This window comes from Rhizobium phaseoli (assembly GCF_003985125.1).
Lineage (GTDB): Bacteria > Pseudomonadota > Alphaproteobacteria > Rhizobiales > Rhizobiaceae > Rhizobium > Rhizobium phaseoli.
This window is the reverse complement of sequence record NZ_ML133590.1, coordinates 1-20,322: the sequence shown is the minus strand read 5'-3', so window position 1 is coordinate 20,322 and position 20,322 is coordinate 1. Positions and strand designations below refer to the sequence as shown.

Here is a 20,322-nt window from a genome sequence, read left to right as displayed (position 1 = left end):
GGATGCGATCGAGTACCTTTTGCCCTGGAATTGGCCAGCAAAAGCTCGGTGCGAGGCTGCGTGACGGCACGCTCGAGGTTCATCTACACACTCAGGCAAGTCGCCAGCATGATCGGCGAGAACCTCGAACTGATCGGAGAGGTGTTCGCCAACTCGGACAACATCTCCGAGGGCGAACTGGTTTACGTCAGCGATGGCAGTGATGATGGCACGAAGGGTCTGACCGAGAACGGCATCGAGGAACTTCAGAGCTACTTGCCGACATCAGGACGTGGGACGGCGGTATCCGCCAATTCATCTATTGACGCACAGGGCAATCGCGAAATGATCAACCGCGTCGTGGCCGATGAGATGAAACGCTCCTATAGCCTCCATCTCTCGACCAGCCGAACGCTCACCCTTCGACCGGGGCTTGCTACCACGTTCTTGTTCGCGATGCTCATGTCATGGGACGAGTTCCCGTATGCCTTGCTCTTAACCGCCACCGATCCGTCGAAGACGGTAACCGTCGCGATTGGGGATTTCCTGAGTGGCCGTGTGGCAAACTACGGTATGATCGCGGCTGCCGGCGTTCTGGCTGGGGAGCTGCCGCCCATGGTCGGTTTCTATGTCCAGCGACACATCGTAGAGGGTATGACCGCGGGTGGCGTGAAGGGCTGAAGCGGCAAGCACTTTTGCGCATCAATCTCCCAACCTTTTCCTCCGAAGGCCACCTCTGCCGCGCTTTTGGGCGCGGCATTTTTTTCACCCGCCGCAGAATGGGAGGAGGCGTTGCGGATCTGAGTTTGTCTGGATAGGTCGGCTGATCGTTTCATGATCACCCTTAATATTTCCTAGCGGTATCATAGCCCTAAACACGAAGTATCCGCAGAGCTACATCTGCCGTGTCATTCACGCCAAGGAGACACGGCTATGGAAATCTCTTTTGAAGTCGGTATTTGGGCGAATCCACCACAAGAGAAGCATCCCGACAACTATCCCCGTGCCGCTGCCCGTGATAATTCCCTTAAGCATGGCGCTCTCCCAGATTGGGGCATGTCCGAGCGTCGATGGAGAAAGTGATAATTCATCGCTGAACGGAATAGCGGACATTGCTAACCCCCGCGTGCCTTGTTTTCTTCCCTCTTCTCACGTTCCTGCCGGCCCATCACAGTGATCGGATTACCCCTGCAACCTCTTGAGCAGATCGGCAGAATACACACCGTTCAGCAAACGGGCATCGCCGGGACTGTCATATAATACCAAGAGGCCACGCTCGCCGCCGACGTCGCACCAACATAGTCCTTCCGGTTTCTCAATCGACGTTCCCCAAGAGTAGACCTTTCTAGGAACAGATCCTGGTTCAGGAGACCAACGGTAGAGTGCGAACGCACCTTGAGCCTCACCCACCGGACCTGCAGTAATCAAAATACTCGCTCCATCCCTGGTCAACTCTCGAACTCCCAAGCCTTGGAGGTTCAAGAAGTAGGGACGTATTGATCGGATCTTGAACGCATTGTCGATCGCCAGTTCAGCTACCACCGCAAAACCTGCGATCACTGGCCCACGAAGGCCTATGAAGACGCGGCCATCCACAACAGCTAATCCTTCGACGTCGATTCCGTTCTCCTTGGTCGGCAGCTCTTCGAACGGTGAGAAAAAAGGATCAGCTTCGAGCATGGCACGGAGAGATCCGTCTCCCTCAAAAGGGATACTCTGTGCTGCGACTGGTCGACCTGCTTGATCGATCGTTAATCTCGCAAGCAGTCGTCGACTCTTTCGCGCGTGGATTTCTGAATTTAGGATCTCATTTGCTTCCGGTTTGCGCCGTACTTTGCAATGCGCTCCACAAAGCCAAATTGACGATACGTCTAAATCCAGGGATTCCAGATCGAGTTCGTCATCCGACGATCCGGGAATCCCTTCGATAAACTGATCCAATGCAAATCGGTCCGAAAGTGTATAGCCATCGACTTCTCGCGTCAGGCGCTCAATGGTGCGGCCCTCATCAGACACCGTCCAGAGCATCGCCCCTGTAGCCGCGCAGCCCGAGAGATTCCGTAGCAACGATTGATCACTCGTCCCGTAATTTAGCGATACCTGTCCTGCCAGAAAGAATTCGCTTATCGTAGCAGTGTCCATACTGCCCTCCATAGATAATGAACGAACTTCAACGTGGGGCATCGAGCTAGGGGGTTTTCCAATGAATGAGCAGCGAACCCTGTTTGAGCTGGTCAATGACCTTCCTAGCCACTAGGTGGTCCAAAGCGGGACAGCCTTCGCTTCTGCCAATCCGGCCGTATTGCTGGGAAAATCGGAGCGACACGTAGTCTGCTCCGTGTATTACGATGGCACGTGACCGAGCTCGTGAATTTGTTTCCTCCAGACCGTCGAGCTTCAACGAGTATCCGTTTTCCCCCTGATAGGTTTCCGCGCATCGATAGATGCCCAGTGACGTTGCCTTAGATCCTTCAACATTGGAAAAGACGTCAGCGATTCCGTCATCGGTGGGCCCTTCCGACCCGCGCCCGTGGGCACAGAGATATGAGCTGGTCTCTTTAGCGATAACGTCGAAAACGAACAGGCGGGGCTTGCTGGAGTGCAGGTCAAAATTTGCTATCGCCCAATAGCGCGGATGGCTTTCCTGATAACGCTCGTTTCGAAGGACAATCAACCTCTTCATTGGAAGCTCCAGTTCGGCATCTTCCGCCAAGGCCATAAGTATCGGTTCATCGACGCCCCGTTCTACGAGCCCGCCTTTCGCGAAGAAGGCGGCGTCAGGCAACGATGTCCTATGGCTCGCTGCGAAGGGTGCGCCCGGTTCGTGGTTACGAAGCAGCTCTTGAACGACCGAATTCGTCGCTTCCAACGTTGCTTCGAGCTGGGTGAGAATTTGATGCATGAGAATGGAATCGTTCGTTGTCTGCAATGCCCTGGCCATTGTCTGTCCTCCCGCAACCTCTTTATTGACGAGGTCCGCGAAGCGCGTTGAGCGCTCCGCGGGTTTGGGTTTCATTCTGCCGCGTCTCCATAGGCTGCGCCGCCGCTGACGACGTGCAGCATATCCCCTGTCGGAGGCGCTTCTTTATCTCCGGGCTGTCCGAAGACCGGCGTGCCGTTTGCCTTAAAGGGCAATGCAGACAGATCCCAATTTCCGCTATCTATCTCGCGCAGTAAGTCCCTGGTCCGATAGGCGCTGGCCCGAACGGGAGGATTGCTGTGTGTCGAGAGCCAGGTATGGCGGGCTTGGACGTACTCCGAGATCCAAGTTTTCTCATTTCCTCCCTGTGCCGGTGGTCGCTCGGTGAAGCGCTCACGAAGAAAGCCGAGAATGCTACCGCTGTGGATGAATGAATCGTAGATCACTAGCACCGAGAGCGCATAATGGAATCCGTTCTCGACTGCCCAGCGCAGCGCGGGTTGGAAATAACGTCGATCGAAGAACACGTCCTGGCAATCGCGCATAACAGGATCTTCGTTGCCGGCAGATTTCAAAAGGTTCTTGAACGTCTGGTCGTCGACGAGCGCTGTTCGCCCAATTTTTTCGACATAGGGGCGCAGTTGCTCCGAATACCGACCGCCGGCGCCGGCGTACATGGCCACGAGTTCACGAAGATTGCCATACTCTGTCGTCTGCGATCGACCGTATGTCACTTGACGGATTCTGTTCGGACCGTCGTTGTAGATACTAATTGAGCCGTACTTTCCCGCGATGGTACCGGTTTCGAAGACATTGATGACCTGCTCGCAAACCCGGCGCTGTTGATCGGTCAGTAAGGCGTCGCCGCTTGCGCGCGGCGCATGCTCTACATCTAGGCCGGCTATACCCTCGGAGCCCGACCTGGTGCCAGCGCCGCCTTTGAGCTCATCGACTGCGGACTGCAATGACAGTGCGACACTCAAGATGGATTGGAGCAGCTGAACAGTGTGATTGGCATCAGTCTTCATGACATCCTCCTATTTTTGGGTTGCTTGCAAAACCTCACTTAGATCGCGAACGGCGTCTGTGCGTCGAACACAGGGTTTTTCGGGCCAATGCACCAATGATTCGGTGACTGCGTTTCAGGCATTTTTCTAAGAATCGCCCCGTGGAAAGCTGCGTAATTCCGACTGAAGCGGCCGTTGTCCCACACGCTGATGAGAGCAGCCGTGAACGCACCGTTTCCTAGACCGTCCAAAGATGTTTGATTGTCTTGGCATCCCGAGATAAGCCTCACGCTACAGGAAATCGGCGTGTCCATGGCTCTGAGGACGGTTTGTGCTTCAACGCTGGAGAGCGAACTGCCGAGCGTATTGTACAGGTCGCGGTTCTGCCGGAACGTCCGGCTGGCGATGTTCGAAGGCATCGCGCGCGCTAGCGGATTGGGCACAACTGCAATCTCAGGCGCGTCCGGACTTACAGCCCTAATGACGCTTCCACTGTGGCAACTATCGGATATGACCAGAACACGGACGCCGGGTTTGAACTTGGACCACAGCATGTACTGTTCATCGTCTATGAGTTGCCGATCAAAAAGGCACCATGTCTCATCGACACCATCTTCCTCGTCGCCATTGAAATCAGGGACTTGCCCGCCATGACCGGAGTAACTGATGAAGAACATGTCCCCGGCAGAAAGGTCGCGGGCAGCTCTTTCGATCTCCCCGGCGACGTTGTCTCTCGTCGCGTTGGCGGTGAGAAGCAATTTGGCATCATATCCCAGGCCGCCCGCGATCTCGTACATGTCCTGGGCGTCAAATTCGCAAGCGTTTAACGGTCCAGACCACCCCGCGTAGTGTCCGGGATCAACTGCATTGAGACCAATATGTAGCGATCGACCGGCGGGCCCGTCCTTGGGCTTTGCACTCCGGGAAGCTGCCTGTGATGGATGAACGACCGGGCGATAACTGGTCGTCTCGGCGGATATTGCTGCCCTAGCCTTGTTCGCCCTCGTGTCGACTGCCTTAGGCTTCGGCGAAAGCTCCTCTATTTTGTTCGAGAACTTCCTTGCCACCTTCTGGTAGCCATCATTTGTCGGGTGAAGTTCGTCGTACCACTCGTCTTCTTGAACCGTGTTCCGGCAATCAATGTAGTGAAGGCGTGCCGACGACGCCTCGAGAAGCGCCAGTCTCTCGTTGAAGCGATCTACCATAACTCGCGCAATTGCTTTTTGAAGTGCTGGATCGGTGATGTTTCTCGAAGCCATCGGTTTGCCGAGCCACGGACCGTTGGCCGGAACCGTGTAGTCGTAGCCATGACAAATGATCTGAAGGTTGGGAAATTTCTGAGCAACCTGTCTGACTAACCTTGAATATATCCCTATTGCTTCGTCGAGCACGAGGTTGAATGAGGGACGGAGATGTGCCGCAGGTGACTTGGCAGGGTCGAAATCGAATAAGTGGGCGGCTAGATTTCCGCCGGCGACGACGTCATTTCCACCGCCGCTGAACAAGAATATCGATGCGCCCGTATTAGCGATTGCTTCCATGTATTCCGCTTCACGAAACATGTTGGACAAGGTGTCGCCAGCGGCATCAAGACTGAAAACAGCATATCGCTGCATCAGATCGTCGATAACGTCCGCAAGCTTGAACGGGTACTGGAACCAACTATCTCCTTCGGAGACCAAGATTGGCCCATGATAGCTTCCATCGCCGACCCGTGCATTGAAGGCAACGTGCCTACGAAGCCGCGCTATGAAATTTGCGCTATTTAGCAGCGCTGCGCTCCGCTCGTTGCCTTCCTCGGTCTGCGGAATACTAACCGTCTGAGGATTGAGAGCGAGCACCGGACTGAACGGGCCCGATCGTTTTTCATCAACTTCGAAATAACGGGTTAGCTCCTCATCCGAAACCGAAGGATCTGCAAGCCGCTTATTGAGCTCTTCAAGTGAGATCTTACCATTTGAAGTCAATTTACCTACTCCTCTGGCTCTACCGTTGATTCAACTGGCGAAATTCGCTCTATGTGGAGGACGTTGCTGTGTAAGTAGAGAACGTTCTGTGTTAAGAACTGTGCGTAGGGCGCGTGGCCGACATCTCGTTTATGCACAGCGCTGGGAAGTCGTTCCTTATGACACTGTGGATGCCGGAGCACGCCAAACTCGTCCCCACGAAACTCGAACGGTCCTCCAGCCCCGAAGAGCAAAATGGATTCTCTGTCTGTCGCTCGTAATTTTGTTGGATTGCCATTTGGTAAACCATTCGCGCACTGACTTGAGGCGCAGGGCTTTGCCGTCTGCATCCGATGCAAGTCGATGAGGGTGGCGGCCGCTTGAGCTGCACAGGTTCCTTCCGCCCCTTGATCTCGCGGCAACCAATTCAGCCGGTCACCGGACGTGAGTGCCCGGACAAGGGTCGCGTCGATAGGCAGTTCAGAAGGAAGCGAGCGCAGCGACGGAAGATAAACTTGATCGCGCAGGTCGGGATCGTCCTTTACGACGCTCGGCAGAACCAAAACTTGCTCAACTACGCCCATAGTCGCGCCCCCGTCAACGCAGGCGACCCAAGTGCGCTGGCAAGCAGGCTCTGGCCGACACAGTAATACGTCGGACAAGCTGCTCGAGTCGCCGTAGCGGAAGCCGCAGCGATGCCAATTGAATAGTAAATTAAACTGAATTCTTCTCGAAATTACATCGGTAGCCTTTTGGCTACGCCTGCGTTGCATCTGGTCGATAATACTCCACATCGTAGAGTTGGCAAGCATTATTTAGATAAAACTGAGGAATACCTATATGATGGAAATCAGTATTTTGTTTTGTCATCACCCTTCACATGCGTCAATCGAAGGAGGTGATACAATACGTTACAGGCCAAGGAAAATTTCTCAAAACATTCCGATTGGCGGCAGGGCGCATATTCCGCATATTTCCGGGGCGATTTGTTGCCGAACGCCCCATCGCCGCCTCACCCCGATAACGACTTGGAAACGATGCTCGAGGCTATGAGCAGTCAGAATGCACCTTTTCATTGCAAGCAACAAATTGGCCCATTAAATCGCGCGTCGAACGAAACTAAAAAACGGGTTTTTAAATGACAAGCCAAGCATCAACGCGGATGCCTGTCTATAGTGCGATCATCATCGCCTTAATAACCGGCGCGAGCGGATTTGCTGCGGGAGGGTATACGACCACGTTTGAGTATTTTACCGGAAAATTGGTTAAATCGGAAACGATGGAAGTTGAAACCAAGCGAGCGGAAAAGGCGGAATTGGCACACTCCACAGTACTGGCTAGCCTCCGTACCACGCAAGGCGACCTCGAAAAAGCGCTTGCCGATTTGAAGACCGCGCGGGTCGATCTCAGTGAAGCTCAAGCGGTCATTGCGACTAACAATCGGGGCGCCCAAAGGCATACGATTCCATCCGGCGGAAGTTATAAATTTCCGGGTACGGATCTCGAATTGAAAGTAACATCATTCTCTGCTGCGGGTGAAAATTGGTCAGCAACACTTCAATCCGGCGATGAAGACTATTCGGTTACGAATCATCAGCCGACGACAACGATCTTGACCAAGAACCATCTCAACTGCGACGTCGCCATAGTCGGTACGGTTGGTCCCAACTTAAAAACCTCGGCGGATTGCAAGGCAGCGCAATAGCCGGCAGCAAACGTACAGTCGCCGAAACCGTAAGTGCCTGTGGGGTTCTATTGTCCACACGGTCTCACGTCGACTAAATTAGCGTCGGTTGCACTTTGGGGCGGCACCACGCCGGTTGGAGTCCGAAAGGTCCGGTTTACCTGCTTCGGGCCGATAGCCGTGATGCGGCTCTTGAAGGAAACCTGCGACCGCTTCGCATGTGGATTGTAGCCCAGCGGTGCTCGATCACTGCGTCTTGGCCCCGCACGCCGCCATCTGCCGCAGCTTTTCCTCGCTATAGCCTGCCGCAAGCGCGATATCTTTCAGGGAGAGCGTGTTGAGATTTCCCTGAACTGTCCGGCCATCCATCGCTGGCTTCAGGGGAAGAATGATCGATGTCACGCCGCTCTCGATACCGCCATAGGCGCGAATATCGGTGCCGCCTTTCGGCTTGTGCCCCTTCCTGCACTCGTCGTTCTGGTAGTCCGGCCGCGATTGATAGGGCGCCTTGAGATCGCTCTCCGCTTCTGTGCATCGCTGCTCCCTGGAGAGCGGACCCATCGGGTGCTTGCTCTGCAGCGCGCCGTATCGCAGCATTTCATGAAGGGCGATGGACCCTTCGCCGAAGCCGGGGCCGCTGTCGGTCGCGAGCGCGAAAACGCTGTGGTCACCGTACTGGACCCAGGCGATCGATCCCAGCAAGGACGATTTCCCCTTAGGCACTACGAGGCCGGGCACTGTTGCGGCGTCGATCGAGACGACTTTGCCATCGACCGTGTGCGTTAGGGCCGTTGTCGAAACATAGGTCTGAATGTCTCCGCTGATGCTGTGAGGTAGCGACTTGCCGACCTTGGGACGACCCTTGCCGTTTCCAACGAAGTAGCGCCCGCCCGCGTCCTTCTTCTCGCATTCCTCAAGCGTTGTCCCGGGAAAGATCGGTTCCACTCCAAGCGCAAAGACACAGAATTCGGGAGTGCCGGCGAGGAAATCTGCACCTTCCGCCTCGATCCATTTTCTCCGGCAAAGCAGGTTATTTTCCTTGATGGAACAGGCGATCTTCTTGCCATCGAGGTGAAGGTTAACGCCATTGGCGATATAGGTATAGCCGTGGTCGCCAACCGTGTAGGACGCGCTCGTTCCGTCTGGATTGACGTTCATTCGCGTCGTCATGATCAGCGAGCCATCTGCGAATTTCCCATTGTGGGGTTTGTCATCGCAGCTTTTCGCCGTGCTGCCGCCGGGCGACAGGGACAGTGCGATGAGTGAGGCCACACATATGCTCTTCAATGCGATTTTCATTCTGCTCCCCGCTTGTATCGGCGCATGTGACGGCCGGAGTTGATTGGTTATGACATGAGATCGATTCTCAAATAGGTGTGCTGACGTCTCTTCTCAGAGGCCGGATCTCACGGCGCCAGCTCTGCGAGCGCTAAGGATTAGGCGGCACGACATGGCCGTCCGCCTTGAATTGGAAGACGAAGTAGGGCGGGATACAGACGCCGCGATGATCGCCTCGGTTCAGCCAGGCTTCGTCAGGCATGTCCTGGCCGAAGAAGGTCGATGCGAAATAGTTGCGCCTGTTGTCGCCCGCCGGAAATGAAAGCTGCTCGGCGTTGCGGGCGTCGACGCGCCGATCGAACAGGATCTTGGCATTTTCCTTGGTGTACCCGAGTGGGTTCATGCAGATGTAATCGTCGCGGCATGGATTGGCGGCATCGCAGGCGCGTACGCCGGAATAGCTAGTGTAGATCCGGAAACAGCTTTCCACCGTGCGCTTGCCGTCGCCCGCGTCACCCATGCATCGGGAAAAGCCTGTCGAGGCCAGCAGGCCGCAGGTTGCTTCTTGGGGCAGGTCCCGGCATTGCCCAAGCCGAAGGGAGCCGCCCGGAAAACCGCCTGTCTGCTGTTCGAGCACGCGCCGGGCATAGGTTTCGTCGGACTCGCCCGGATTTCGGGTAAGGCCGCCGATGCCTTCATAATATTCCTGATGCGAGGTGACGTATTCGTTGGTGGCAAGCTGCGGCAGATTATCTATCGAGATCGTCGTATCCCTGGGATCGGTATTTTTCGGCTTTCTGTCGTATTTGTCCGAACCGAACCTGGAACTGCCGACGGTGCCGAACTGCATTGCCTCGCCGATCATGGGAGGGGTCTGCGATCCCAGGCACATGCCTATGCCGGGCTGGTTGGCAGATGCGAAAACAGGCGCGCATCGCAGATTTCCATAGCATCCCCATTGCCGCCGGCTGCCCGGCGGGGCCGAGATCAGGCAGGCGCCGCCCCATCCAGCCAAGAGCTGGATCTTTTCACTGCCCGATGGCCGCAGGTCCCGATAGGTGTTTTGCGGGCGAACGGCATAGCTCGTGGCCAGCACGCGCCGGGCGATTGTCTCGTCGTCGGTGAGCGATGCCAGCGCCCTAATTATCTCGACCCGGCGCGGCTGGTCGCCAAAGAAATGCGCGGAGCCGGGCAGGAAAATGGCGTTTACGCTTGCGGTTCCCGGCCTGTCTGCGCCGGGGAAATGGAAGCCCGCGATCGCCCGGCTCTGGTGGCAGCCGGAACAGGATGCCTCGTTGAGGCGCATCCGGAATTCCTCGGCATTGCCGACGAAGTTGAGGGTATCGGGATAGCGCTTCCTGTATTTCGCCAGAGCAGTCTCGATTTCGTGATCGCTCAGCACGGGATGCTTGACGTCGTTCCAGAACGGCTGGTTGGCGGACCGGCTGGCGCCGCCGGGAGAGATGGAAACGGCCCGGCATGCGAGGAAATCGACGGGAATATTGACAAGCCCGAGATCGACGTCGGCGATGCCCTCATCCGCAAGCAGGTATTGCGCGAGAGCCGAGCGGGAGATCGCTTTTCCACGCTGGTCGGGACAAGTATTCGCATCACCCTGCGGATTTCCCAATAGCCGCGCACGATCGATTTGGTTGGAGAGATAGCTGACTGCCCAATGCCCTTTGCCGTCGTTGCCGCCCTGCCATCGAAACACGCGGATGATGTAGCTCGCCAGCGTGCCGAAGTCGGTTTTGTCGACGGAGGCGGGAATGCGGGAACCCTGCATGTTCAATTCGATCCGGTCGATGTCCGCCGGGTGGAGCGACGATACTAGCGCATCGGTCTGGCCGGAGAGGTCCGCGGGCGTGGCCCCCGCTTTGACCGCATCGACATAATTGCGCCACAAGCCGGAGACTGTTTTGCAGTCCGGCGAACCGGACCAGGGTTGCGCGGGGAAGACCACATTCAGTGTGACGGGAAGGCGGGACTGATAGCGGCGATCATCGACCGGTCCGCTGTTCAACGTCCCCTCATAGGCGAAGCGATAGATCGCACTGATTTCACCGCAGGCAAGGTGCGTGCCGCGCTCCGGCACAATATCCTTATTGAACTGCCGGTCCATGCGGTTGACGACACCGACCAGCTCGATCTTGGCTCCGGCAAATTCGAGGAATTTGGGCGACAGGTGATCTGCGGTCTGATCCTTGAGGTCATCGCCGACGACGTCACGAACAGTCTCGAAGACGGGAAGCATGAACGGGTTGCTGGCGAAGTCGTCAGGGCTCATCGTGGAGCGGCGATCCCGAAACACGAGGCACTGGAAATTCAGAGGGCCGGCATCGCTGCAATCCATTCCGTTGCCGGGCCGGTCGAGCCGGACCAATATGGCCGGGTCGGAAATATAAGGCCCCACCAAAGCCTTAGGAATTTCAGGGGACCAAGTTTCCGGCTTTACCGCGTCTGCACTTATGGCCTCCGTGGCAGCAAATAATCCGAAAATAAATACGAATAAAGCAAATGAGGTAAAGAGTTTCCAATATTGCATAACCCGTCCCCCAACGAATTTGCATCCTTGTTGTTCAATACAACGCGAGAATTATTTCGGCGCAACGAGGGGTCGTGTCAATAGGTTTGAAACAATAATGTAACCGATTTAAGCCCAGGGAGATTGAGCTGGCTCTGGCTCTCTGCTTTAATCCAAAGCACATTGCTGCGTGTGGTAAGTACTGCGGCGGCTGGCCAGGCAGCGCCGACCACCGACCAAACATGCCAAGGTTGAGCGACGGATGTGTGTAACACTCTGCGCGAAGCTTTCACTTGCGATTGGTACCGGCAGAGCGCTGACGTATAGTTGCTATTACTCTTCGCATTACCAACGTCCCGGACGAGACATCGCGGTCCTGCCACCGTACCTACGGCCGGTGGCATGGTATTGCCAATCGTACTGGCAGTTGCTGGGGTATTGCTCGCCGGGTGAACCGTTGGTACCGCTATATACGGGCGGACACTATATTCGTTTAACACCCCCTCTACGATTGTGTTAGGCATTCGACACTCGTTTTTCCAGAAGATTGTGGTTTTATCGATCTGCAACCTAAACGGAGTTGGGGACATGCTGAAACCTATCAATAGACTGGCAATGATCGGCGTTCTGACAGCGAGCCTTGGCCTGCAATCGTGCTGGACTACGGAGGAATGGGATGCAGCGACTGAAAGCGTCGCTAGAGCCCTTGAGCGGACATGCAAGTACTTGCCTAATCTTTTCTCTCTGGCCGCGTTCCTCAATGCCCCAGGGGCGCCTCAAGGGGAGAAAGCCGTTGAAGTGATTTGCGCCGCCGTTAACAAGGCAAGGGCGGAGAAGGCTGAAGAGGTCGAGAAAACTAAAACAAAAGCGACCTCCCTGAGCTTGACCGCCGGACCCCGGACGCCATCCCGCCTCCCTGCCGGCATTCCACTCGATGTAACGGTCAACGGGCGTACAGTAACTGGTCTCACGACTAAATAATTGACTGGTCCGCCTGGGCGCCATGCGACGCAACGCTCTCCGCTCGGACACGTCACTGTAATTCGATCGCTCCGGACGATGCACCCTTGTGCATATCGCAATGCGCATGCGCGCGCATGCTGCCACGCGCTTGCCTTGCCATTCGAGAATGGTCGTGGCCGGAGTCCCGCCACTAAGGGTATGCCGCCAATCGTCTATTTCCAGCTCTAAGTTGGAGATGGGAAGTCTGTAGCTGGCGCAAGCGTAACTATTACTTGCGACATCATCGGCTGCGAGAAACCCCTTCTGCTGACTGCAAGAGTTCACCCGACGCATTGGTCTCCGTCCGAAAAAGCGCTTATTTTCGACGAGGCATAGTGATCGTGAGGGCTGGGAGGTTTATGTTTCGATGCCGTACCCTTTCCAGGAAATCTTCCGTCGACGGGAGGGCTGCCCTTAGCCTAAGTACACAGGAGCTCACCAGAAACAGCCTTCAATAAGAAGGTGCCTGGTGTCGTCGCCTGTTGCACTGATAGCGAAGGTACCTCCTCGAAAATCGACATCCCGAACGATCACATTCTGACAACTGCCGTCGGCCAGCAACCGTCGAACTTCAAATTTTCGAGGATCAGCCATTGCAGTTCGGACCATCAGGGCGGCATTGTCCGCAAGATAATAAAGGCCTGGAAAATGGCCTTCATCCTCCATCCGCTTGGACAGCTTGTTCCCGGTCTTTCAGTAACTGGCGAATGATGTTCTCGGTCGGAGCGTAGCATCGGGCCCGTAAATAACAATCGGCTTGGATGGACCACCGCTTTTTCCCGAAATCACAAGCGGATCCGGGTAATCTCCAGGCGACAGCGAGATCACATTACCGGCGATCGCGCGGCCCAATGCCTCCTGGACCGTCGAACTGTCGACTATCACCCTTCTCTGCACGGCGCTCCCTGCCCTTTGAGGTTTCGCAAGAATTGAATGCTGAAGACTTTCTGCTGATTCCTGATATTCGATCAAAGCGACTGTCGGGTGTGGTCGGAAATCGCAAGCAGCTGATCGCTACCGTCCGGCTTGATCCGGTTTGGCTTTCGACATTTCCCTTATAGAAGAACCCGGAGGACGGTTCGCCCGCAATGACCAGCGCCATATAGCGGATCACTCCGGGGTACCGGTAAAGACAATATCGCCCTTTACCCAGCCCCGGCCCCGGCAATTGCAAATATTCAGAATACAATCCTCTCCAAGCGGCGTCGCTGTCGCTGTCACTTTGAAGCATCGCGAGTCAACACGAATGGCTTCGATGCGGCTTGCTCCGTTTTGGGAGCGGTAGGAAAGAGCTCCTTCGATGAGGTGCCATCCCTTTGGGGCGCATACTTGCTTCATTTCAACGACAGTATCCTTGCAATTGCTCGTGGTCACGTCAAACGAAACAGATTGGGTCGCGTCGGCAGCCGACGCTATCCCGTGAGAAGCCAGAGGTACGACAATCATGAGTGCGGTCGGCATGAATGAGCGCAACATCTATTTTATCTCCAACGAGAATGGGGGCAAGTTTAGTTGGGTAGATGGTTGGCTAGGAGCACCAGGCCTGGGTGGCGCAGTTCGATTTTCCGATGAGATCGATTGTGGCGCGCGCTGCCGAGCCGAGTCCCAAACCGAGAAGAGTGGTGGCGTCGCGAAGATGCAAACTACTACGATATGAAGGAAAAGCGTCGAAACCGATTTCAACGATATAGTCGCGAAACCATCTAGGGTGATGTAGGCGCACACCGCAAACGCAACCACCGCAAGATAGCCGTATCCGATCGGAATTTTCGAAAATTCGAAAGTCACGACGTTCGCCGCGATCGATAGAAGAAACGTCACCGCCCCAACAATCGTGAAACCGCGACTGCCTATCAACGCCATCAGGTCAGCGGGTGTGCCCGTGTTCTTTTCGGTCTTTTCTTCTGCGGTAAGCTTTACGTCTACCATGAAAGCCCCCGAAATTATGAATAACGATACTGTAGGCCGTAGTATTGCCTGAGAACTACGCGATTGCAATACGGTGCGCCTGCTATTTTCGGTAGTCGGACGCTTGGAAAACGCGCTATATCTCCAACAAGACGCCTGAGACGAAATGCGGGCCGTCTTATATCGTAACGACACCTAAGCCCACGTGGTATTCTGGCGCGTCCATTAGTCTTCCTGCTTATAAAGGACGGTTTTTCTCAAACTGAAGCAGCTCTTCTCACATCCAAAGCGGTCAACTGTTAGCTTTAACTTTATCCACACAATAAAAAAACACCACACAATTACAATTCAGTCCACTCTTAAGACCAAATCCCTCAGCAATAACGAAAAACCTCCTTCCATTCCCCGCAGGAATTCGATCTAAACTTTCCAAATTCAATTTTTAGTTGACATATTACTTAATTTACATGCAGAATACGGCGATTGGGAAAAACCGAGGGTATTGCAGAAAGCCCATCATTTTCCAATCAGAAAGCAGGCGGTGACGACACTCGGTTTGAGAGCCGCGCTACGAGCGGGCGGTGATGTCGCGGTCGACGAAGAGCCCGACTTAGGATATTTTCTTGCGCCACTGAATGAACCAGAAATTATCCTTTGGAATCAAAAACCACTGTCGATGAACTCGACCAACTGGGCTACTTGCCTACTTCGAAAAACAGCGAACTCTGCACATCTTCTGAAGGCTAGAGCTATGGGTAACCTTCCGTTTTACATTGTTGGCGTTTTTCTCGGTCTGTATGCACTCTACCTTGTTCAGAGCAAAACGGAGGTGACGGTGAGTCACGCCATAGTCTTTGCCGTTGCTGCCGTCGTCGGATTGTTCCCGTACATTTCATCGTTCGCTTCGTTCGAGCTAACCCCGGAGGGTCTAAAATTCACCACACACGAACAGGGGGCCGAAATCGCGAACAAGGTGGAAACTGTGTTTCAGCGTCAGAACGAGCTCATCGGAAACATCCAGAAGCTCAGCGTGGCGTTAAAGGATGCAAACGAAAAGATTGAGTCGTTAAGTAGGCCCGGCACTGGATCTCCGCCTGCCACAGGGGACGCCGCACCCGCCTTTGATCCGACAACTCTCGACGGCATTTTGAAGAACACGGAAAAGACAGCGGAGTTTAACAACGAAAGCATCATGGACCTCCGGCGGCTTCAAAAGGAGTTACGTGTCCAGTCTCCGCGGATGTAGCCCACTTGTCTTTCTAGCGGGAAACCGGACGTAAAATTTCCGTCCACTGCCGGAGTATTAATCCATTTCATTTCGGCGCAACTATACTTCTGTTCGCATTATTTAGGTTGACAAGCAAAGATAGAAGGTAAATATTAGAGTTGTAGTTCGATGAGTCTGAGTTGCTCAATGACTTGCCGGTCAGAATCCGCCTGTTGCTGGCGGCGTTACCCTCTGTTGCATCGTTAACTGCTTCCACTCAATTTAAGGAGAGGGCCAGCAACGTCCCTGTTGCTCTGTGAACAGCGGTGATTGACAGCCTAGTCTGTCAAGGGGTCTGACCCTCTGCAAGTGCTAGCGTTCCAGGATCCAAGGATCAGAAGCCGGGTCAAGCTGAATGCAACGTCATCATTGGAAGAACTGCGAAGGGGCGATTTCGGTGGGAATTCCAGTTTCCAGGGAGCATGTACGTTGACGCCTTAGTCGTCAAAGGCGGCGCATCGCTCGACCTCCCGATCATGTTTCGGGAGTGGTAGACGCGAGCAGGTCGGAATCAAAGAATCAGTGACGATGGCCGCCTGAAGTGACGTCCAGACCTCAGCCAGGAATATCAATGATCGGAGGATTCGAAATGAAGACATGGTCGATCATACTAGTCGCAGTTGTAGGCCTCTTTTCATCGGCGACCGTTGCGCAGGAATCCGCGGCGGTGAAGGCGGCTATCGAAAACGAAACTTCGAATGGTGTGAAGCTAGCGTTGCCAACGCCGGCCGGAGACGCGGCTCCTGCCATGCCTGGAGCACCCACCCCTCAAAGCTTCTATGCGAATCTGACGGAACAACAGGAAAAAAACATCGTCGATAAAGCCTATCCGCTCATGGCGTCGAAATGGCCATTCAATGAAGTCTGGGTTTGTTGGGAGGAATTAAAGCCCGAGTACTCGGGGCAAAGGCAGCTCGTCAGGGAGGCAATCCGGGATAGCTGGGAAGCGAACTCGGGAATCCGTTTCGCCGGTTGGGGCAAATGCAACGCGAACGCAGGCGGCATACGGATCGCTATCAGTGATGAAGGCCCTCACGTAAAATTTCTTGGGAAGTTTGTGAACGGCGTCAAGAACGGGATGGTGCTTAACTTTACTTACAATAACTGGAGCCCGGGATGCCAGTCCAAGCTCGATTACTGCAATCGGGTTATTGCGGTGCACGAGTTTGGTCATGCTATAGGGTTCGCCCACGAACAAAACCGGCCGGACACACCCGGCGAGTGCGACAACCGCCAGGGGACGGATGGCGACAACACGCAGCTGACCCCGTGGGACATCCACTCGGTCATGAACTACTGCAATCCTATCTACAGTAACGACGGTGTTCTCAGCGAATTCGATATCCTCGCCGTCAAATACATTTACGGAGCAGGATGATGCGATCCGCCGCGCTATTCGCCTTTCTGTTCCTGATCGGGCTTGCGGCGGGAGCCCGCGCTGAGACCCCGTATCAGCACGTACGACCGTCGCTACTACATCTGCATGCTTTCGGAACACCTAAAACGGGTCCGTCCGCTGGCGTGCCGGATTCGGTCGAGAGCCAAGCAACCGGCTTTTTCATCAGTCCGGAAGGGTTCGCTCTTACGGTCGAGCACTTCTTCAAGCCACTCGAGTCGGTTGACGCAATTAATGTCAGGATAGAAGCAAGTATTGGCGACGCGGGAGCTGGCGTCCCAAAGTTTCCGGCGTACTTCATCTCCGAGCTGGGCAATCTGGATCTTGCGCTGCTGAAGATCGATTTGCCCTACGACCACCCAAGAATTGCGCCATTATTTCTTGGCACGAGCGCAGACATCAATCCCGATGACCCGCCGGAGATCTTCTCTTCGGGATTCTCGCAAAACAGTTATAAGACCCACACAATATCGCTCAACGAGCCTGAGAGCGACGAAGTCCCGTACGCCTGGACACTCAATGTTGCTATTGATGGCGGAGAAAGCGGGAGCCCGGTCTACACGAAAAACGGCACGGTCATCGGGCTCCTCAAGGGATCACCAATAAACATTGGTACCTTGGCGATAATGATACCCGTTGATTTCGCTCAGCCGCTGGTCGGACATATCAAGATCCGCGAACTCGAAAAGGAAATCTTGCAACTGAGGCAAGTCGTCGGGGCGATGAGAGCTGGCGATCCGCCTATCGACATGCGTTTAAACCAAGTCGAGGACGGCCTCAGCGAGATCGGCAAACGCTTCGAGTGGACTGCAACGACATCAAGAGATGACGGCTCGCTTCAGGTCAAATACACGAAGCTCATTAAAGGCGGCCCGCAAATTGCAAGCATCCAAGTCCAGATCACGCCGAGATTGAAACTTCGTGACGGCAACGACGTTATCAGCAAGGACATGCCCTCCCTGAGGCTGAAAAGCGACCCTCCGAGTTTTCCCCGCAATAGTTTCGATCCCGTCCTGAAGCAAGGCATGTTCGTTATCGCCGACGTACAGGATAAACTTGATGCGCAATACAAACTCGTGGCAAACGCTGTTGGGAAGCCAGAACCTTACCGTGACCTGTTGATGTACATTGTCCCGGCCACAGAGGACGGATTAAATCTTCCGCCTGTCACTCTTAATGTGAGTCCCGACTATGTCTGGAAGTAATCTCATACAGCTATCCGTGACGCTCGCCTTCGCGACAGCTTTGGCTTTGTCCCCATGTCCGTCGCTCGCCGACGACATTTTTGTTCCGGAGTCGCCTCTTTCGAATGGGACGGCGAAACGTTTCGACTTCCAACCGACCGTGGTTGCCGCGAGCGACAGATTTCTTGTGGTCGCCGGCGGACTGGACGAGAAGGACGGCCACATCGCCATCCTCGACCCGCAGACCTTGTCGGTTATACACCAAATCGAGCCGCGGCTTCTGGTCGAGGATATCGTCGTCAACGCAAACGGCGACAAATTGGTTTTGGCGGGCTTTAACGGTGTATCGACTGAGCTTGCCGTCTACACCGATCAACTCGAAGAACTCTCGCGGCTCGACCTTGAACGGCTAGTTGGATATCCGCAGCTTTCAATCGACGACGACGGCATCGTCGCCTTGGCTGGGCAGAAAACAGCGATCGCGTCTCCCGCTCTCTCTTTCTATCGACTGGATGGCGGCGAGCTGGTCTGGCGAAGGGACTTTCCGTCCGAGTTGAAATACGGCTCGCGTGGAGCATGGATCGATACTAAGTCGAAACTCGTCCTCGTCAACAACGCCACCCGTCCCTCGGTCACCGCTTACGATTTCAACTCGGGTCGACGAGTTGCCACCCTTCAGGTCCAGAGCGAGAACAGCCGCGACTTGACACCTTATTCGGTTTTCGGACTCGTAGGTAGTGAGTGCGGCGGCTCTGCTCCGGCATCGCTACTTATCTCAGACGGCAGCTCACGTGTTTCCCTCGTCGATTTCGATCCGCTCTTTGAATCTTTCGATGTAAAAGCCGCGATCAATGTGCGATTGCGTCTCCTGCCGGGGACGAGGCTTGAAACCCTGAAGGACACCTCTTCGGTAAAACCTCCGGCGTTGCTCGCCAGCGTGTGTGACCAGTCCGTAATCTGGGTAGCAAATTCATTTTCGAATGAGATAGCCCAGTTCTCCCGAAATCCGCTGACATCCGACCTGGAAAAGGTAGGGAGTTTAGGTCTCCCGGGGCTTCCTAACGCCATAGCACTCCAGCCGAAGGGCTTGTACGGATATGCGGTTTTGAAGACCGCGAAGTCGGTGGTGAGCTTTCAGCGATCAGCGGCCAACAGCGGAGCGAAGCCCATCGTCGGCGACGACAAAATACGGGAAATTCAACGCTTCCTGTCAGCGAAAGGATACCTGTATGGGTCCATCGACGGTCTTGTCGGCCCGTCGACAGTAAAGGCGCTTGAAGTCATCGGCAAGCGCTATGGTGTCGAGCTCGACGTACGATCTGACCCTGCAGCGACTTTAGACAAGCTGAAGACCACCTTGGTGGACGAGTAATGTGGCTCGCCGGAGAGCCGAAAAGCGTGCCTCCGTCAACCCGCCAAGTATGATCGCCCGCCAGGATCGAACCAACTGCCCATCCAGAGAACGAGAGATGCGATCGCACAGCCGCACCGACGGCCTACGTATTCCAGCGATTGGAAATTTCTTGGCCGAACTTGCTGCCGGCGGCATGATCGCAGCCAACGAGGGCCGTGGGTTCGGATCCTTTCAAGGCGGTCATTCGCAGTTTCCGCCTTGAGCCTGTTATTCCGGTCGGTTGAAAGATCATGCACGTTCTAATTTAGCTTAATCTAGACTCTTGAGTTCTGTCGTAAGCGTCCGGTGAGGCCGTCTTTGAGATTTCCCGCGAACACCTGAAGTTACGTCACTAATTCCGTCATTAGAGACGTCATCAGGGATGAACTATGGGCCGCATGGAGATTTTGACAGGCGTCGAGCGTCGGCGTGATTGGTCCGACGACGAGAAGCTTTCGATATTGGTAGAAGCGGCGGACCCAGATGCCAGGATCGCCGACGTCGCTCGGCGGCACGATATCAAACCCCAGCAGATTTATACCTGGCGGCGGAAGTTCGCGGCGGAGCAGGCTGAGCCGGTGGTTTCTTTCCTGCCGGTCGCATTGATCGCCCCGGAATCGAGCGACGAAGCCGAGCGAGCGGCTCCGGTGAACAAGCCTACGGCAAAGCGGTCGGCACGTCCCATGCGGATCGAGATCGGCTGCAAGGTAAGCCCACGGTGAAGGCCGTCTTGCGATAGAGGGCTTCTGACTGCCAGTCCTAGTGGTAACACTAGGAGTAGTCATATGACGAAGCATCCAATTGAGGTGATCACGTCTGTAGAGCGCCGTCGGC

At 55.0% G+C, this 20,322-nt stretch carries 16 protein-coding genes and 1 pseudogene; 8 read left to right on the top strand and 9 right to left on the bottom strand.

The genetic code is table 11. The annotated features are described in order from the left end of the window. Positions 1-108: 108 nt before the first annotated feature. Positions 109-360 (top strand): annotated as a pseudogene (locus EFD56_RS27865) (hypothetical protein); the annotation flags it as partial. An 801-nt stretch (positions 361-1,161) separates the two neighbouring features. On the opposite strand, the gene EFD56_RS27855 reads toward EFD56_RS27865, so the two are convergent. From EFD56_RS27855 to EFD56_RS27835, 5 genes are read right to left on the bottom strand one after another with little or no spacing between them, the layout of a single operon-like run. Beyond that, positions 1,162-2,121 carry a DUF3616 domain-containing protein gene (locus EFD56_RS27855; protein WP_164736872.1) on the bottom strand — a complete coding sequence of 320 codons (960 nt, stop codon included), beginning with the start codon at positions 2,119-2,121 and terminating at the stop codon, positions 1,162-1,164. A 46-nt stretch (positions 2,122-2,167) separates the two neighbouring features. Then, complete coding sequence (locus EFD56_RS27850) at positions 2,168-2,995, bottom strand: murein L,D-transpeptidase catalytic domain family protein (protein ID WP_206513427.1); 828 nt, start codon at positions 2,993-2,995, stop codon at positions 2,168-2,170. Then, the gene (locus EFD56_RS27845) at positions 2,992-3,927 is read right to left on the bottom strand and encodes a chitosanase (RefSeq protein ID WP_126906842.1); all 936 of its coding nucleotides are present in this window, start codon (positions 3,925-3,927) and stop codon (positions 2,992-2,994) included. Before EFD56_RS27845 ends, EFD56_RS27850 begins: the two co-directional genes overlap by 4 nt. 38 nt (positions 3,928-3,965) lie before the next feature. After that, entirely contained in the window at positions 3,966-5,873 is a 1,908-nt protein-coding gene (locus EFD56_RS32985) for a caspase family protein (RefSeq protein WP_126906841.1), read from the bottom strand. 5 nt (positions 5,874-5,878) lie between these two features. Then, entirely contained in the window at positions 5,879-6,436 is a 558-nt protein-coding gene (locus EFD56_RS27835; protein ID WP_126906840.1) for a hypothetical protein, read from the bottom strand. Positions 6,437-6,990: 554 nt separating this feature from the next. On the opposite strand from EFD56_RS27835, the gene EFD56_RS27830 reads away from it, so the two are divergent. After that, a complete protein-coding gene (locus EFD56_RS27830; protein WP_126906839.1) occupies positions 6,991-7,557 on the top strand; it encodes a hypothetical protein in 567 nt (188 codons plus the stop codon). 225 nt (positions 7,558-7,782) lie between these two features. On the opposite strand, the gene EFD56_RS27825 is transcribed toward EFD56_RS27830, so the two are convergent. Together EFD56_RS27825 and EFD56_RS27820 are read right to left on the bottom strand one after the other, a co-directional pair. Continuing rightward, the gene (locus tag EFD56_RS27825; protein ID WP_126906838.1) at positions 7,783-8,835 is read right to left on the bottom strand and encodes a hypothetical protein; all 1,053 of its coding nucleotides are present in this window, start codon (positions 8,833-8,835) and stop codon (positions 7,783-7,785) included. Positions 8,836-8,965: 130 nt separating this feature from the next. Next, positions 8,966-11,101, bottom strand: coding sequence for a hypothetical protein (locus tag EFD56_RS27820; RefSeq protein ID WP_126906837.1), 2,136 nt, complete (start codon positions 11,099-11,101; stop codon positions 8,966-8,968). Between the two features lie 825 nt (positions 11,102-11,926). Between EFD56_RS27820 and EFD56_RS27815 the strand changes: the two genes are divergently transcribed. Next, the gene (locus EFD56_RS27815; RefSeq protein ID WP_126906836.1) at positions 11,927-12,319 is read left to right on the top strand and encodes a hypothetical protein; all 393 of its coding nucleotides are present in this window, start codon (positions 11,927-11,929) and stop codon (positions 12,317-12,319) included. A 1,131-nt stretch (positions 12,320-13,450) separates the two neighbouring features. Here EFD56_RS27815 and EFD56_RS27810 read toward each other — a convergent pair. Both EFD56_RS27810 and EFD56_RS27805 read right to left on the bottom strand, forming a co-directional pair. Beyond that, a complete protein-coding gene (locus EFD56_RS27810; protein ID WP_126906835.1) occupies positions 13,451-13,816 on the bottom strand; it encodes a hypothetical protein in 366 nt (121 codons plus the stop codon). Beyond that, positions 13,817-14,269: a hypothetical protein gene (locus EFD56_RS27805; protein ID WP_126906834.1), complete on the bottom strand. Its 453-nt coding sequence runs from the start codon at positions 14,267-14,269 to the stop codon at positions 13,817-13,819. 481 nt (positions 14,270-14,750) lie between these two features. Between EFD56_RS27805 and EFD56_RS27800 the strand changes: the two genes are divergently transcribed. The 5 genes from EFD56_RS27800 to tnpA all read left to right on the top strand — a co-directional run bounded on the left by EFD56_RS27800 (position 14,751) and on the right by tnpA (position 20,210). Then, positions 14,751-15,494 carry a hypothetical protein gene (locus EFD56_RS27800; protein ID WP_126906833.1) on the top strand — a complete coding sequence of 248 codons (744 nt, stop codon included), beginning with the start codon at positions 14,751-14,753 and terminating at the stop codon, positions 15,492-15,494. A gap of 610 nt (positions 15,495-16,104) precedes the next feature. Beyond that, positions 16,105-16,893 (top strand): M12 family metallopeptidase, encoded by a 789-nt coding sequence (locus EFD56_RS27795; protein WP_164736871.1) that lies wholly within the window; start codon positions 16,105-16,107, stop codon positions 16,891-16,893. Continuing rightward, positions 16,893-18,116 (top strand): S1 family peptidase, encoded by a 1,224-nt coding sequence (locus tag EFD56_RS27790; RefSeq protein WP_164736870.1) that lies wholly within the window; start codon positions 16,893-16,895, stop codon positions 18,114-18,116. Before EFD56_RS27795 ends, EFD56_RS27790 begins: the two co-directional genes overlap by 1 nt. A 16-nt stretch (positions 18,117-18,132) precedes the next feature. Next, entirely contained in the window at positions 18,133-19,467 is a 1,335-nt protein-coding gene (locus EFD56_RS27785; RefSeq protein ID WP_126906830.1) for a peptidoglycan-binding domain-containing protein, read from the top strand. A gap of 410 nt (positions 19,468-19,877) precedes the next feature. Further along, positions 19,878-20,210, top strand: coding sequence for an IS66-like element accessory protein TnpA (gene tnpA, locus EFD56_RS27780; RefSeq protein ID WP_126906829.1), 333 nt, complete (start codon positions 19,878-19,880; stop codon positions 20,208-20,210). The last annotated feature ends 112 nt before the right edge of the window (positions 20,211-20,322 follow it).

What these genes read in the sequence shown, in the direction of transcription:
- EFD56_RS27855 (WP_164736872.1), bottom strand. Translation starts at nt 2,121, where the DNA reads ATGGACACTGCTACGATAAGCGAATTCTTTCTGGCAGGACAGGTATCG.
- EFD56_RS27850 (WP_206513427.1), bottom strand. Translation starts at nt 2,995, where the DNA reads ATGAAACCCAAACCCGCGGAGCGCTCAACGCGCTTCGCGGACCTCGTC.
- EFD56_RS27845 (WP_126906842.1), bottom strand. Translation starts at nt 3,927, where the DNA reads ATGAAGACTGATGCCAATCACACTGTTCAGCTGCTCCAATCCATCTTG.
- EFD56_RS27835 (WP_126906840.1), bottom strand. Translation starts at nt 6,436, where the DNA reads ATGGGCGTAGTTGAGCAAGTTTTGGTTCTGCCGAGCGTCGTAAAGGAC.
- EFD56_RS27830 (WP_126906839.1), top strand. Translation starts at nt 6,991, where the DNA reads ATGACAAGCCAAGCATCAACGCGGATGCCTGTCTATAGTGCGATCATC.
- EFD56_RS27825 (WP_126906838.1), bottom strand. Translation starts at nt 8,835, where the DNA reads ATGAAAATCGCATTGAAGAGCATATGTGTGGCCTCACTCATCGCACTG.
- EFD56_RS27820 (WP_126906837.1), bottom strand. Translation starts at nt 11,101, where the DNA reads ATGAGCCCTGACGACTTCGCCAGCAACCCGTTCATGCTTCCCGTCTTC.
- EFD56_RS27815 (WP_126906836.1), top strand. Translation starts at nt 11,927, where the DNA reads ATGCTGAAACCTATCAATAGACTGGCAATGATCGGCGTTCTGACAGCG.
- EFD56_RS27810 (WP_126906835.1), bottom strand. Translation starts at nt 13,816, where the DNA reads ATGTTGCGCTCATTCATGCCGACCGCACTCATGATTGTCGTACCTCTG.
- EFD56_RS27805 (WP_126906834.1), bottom strand. Translation starts at nt 14,269, where the DNA reads ATGGTAGACGTAAAGCTTACCGCAGAAGAAAAGACCGAAAAGAACACG.
- EFD56_RS27795 (WP_164736871.1), top strand. Translation starts at nt 16,105, where the DNA reads ATGAAGACATGGTCGATCATACTAGTCGCAGTTGTAGGCCTCTTTTCA.
- EFD56_RS27790 (WP_164736870.1), top strand. Translation starts at nt 16,893, where the DNA reads ATGCGATCCGCCGCGCTATTCGCCTTTCTGTTCCTGATCGGGCTTGCG.
- tnpA (WP_126906829.1), top strand. Translation starts at nt 19,878, where the DNA reads ATGGGCCGCATGGAGATTTTGACAGGCGTCGAGCGTCGGCGTGATTGG.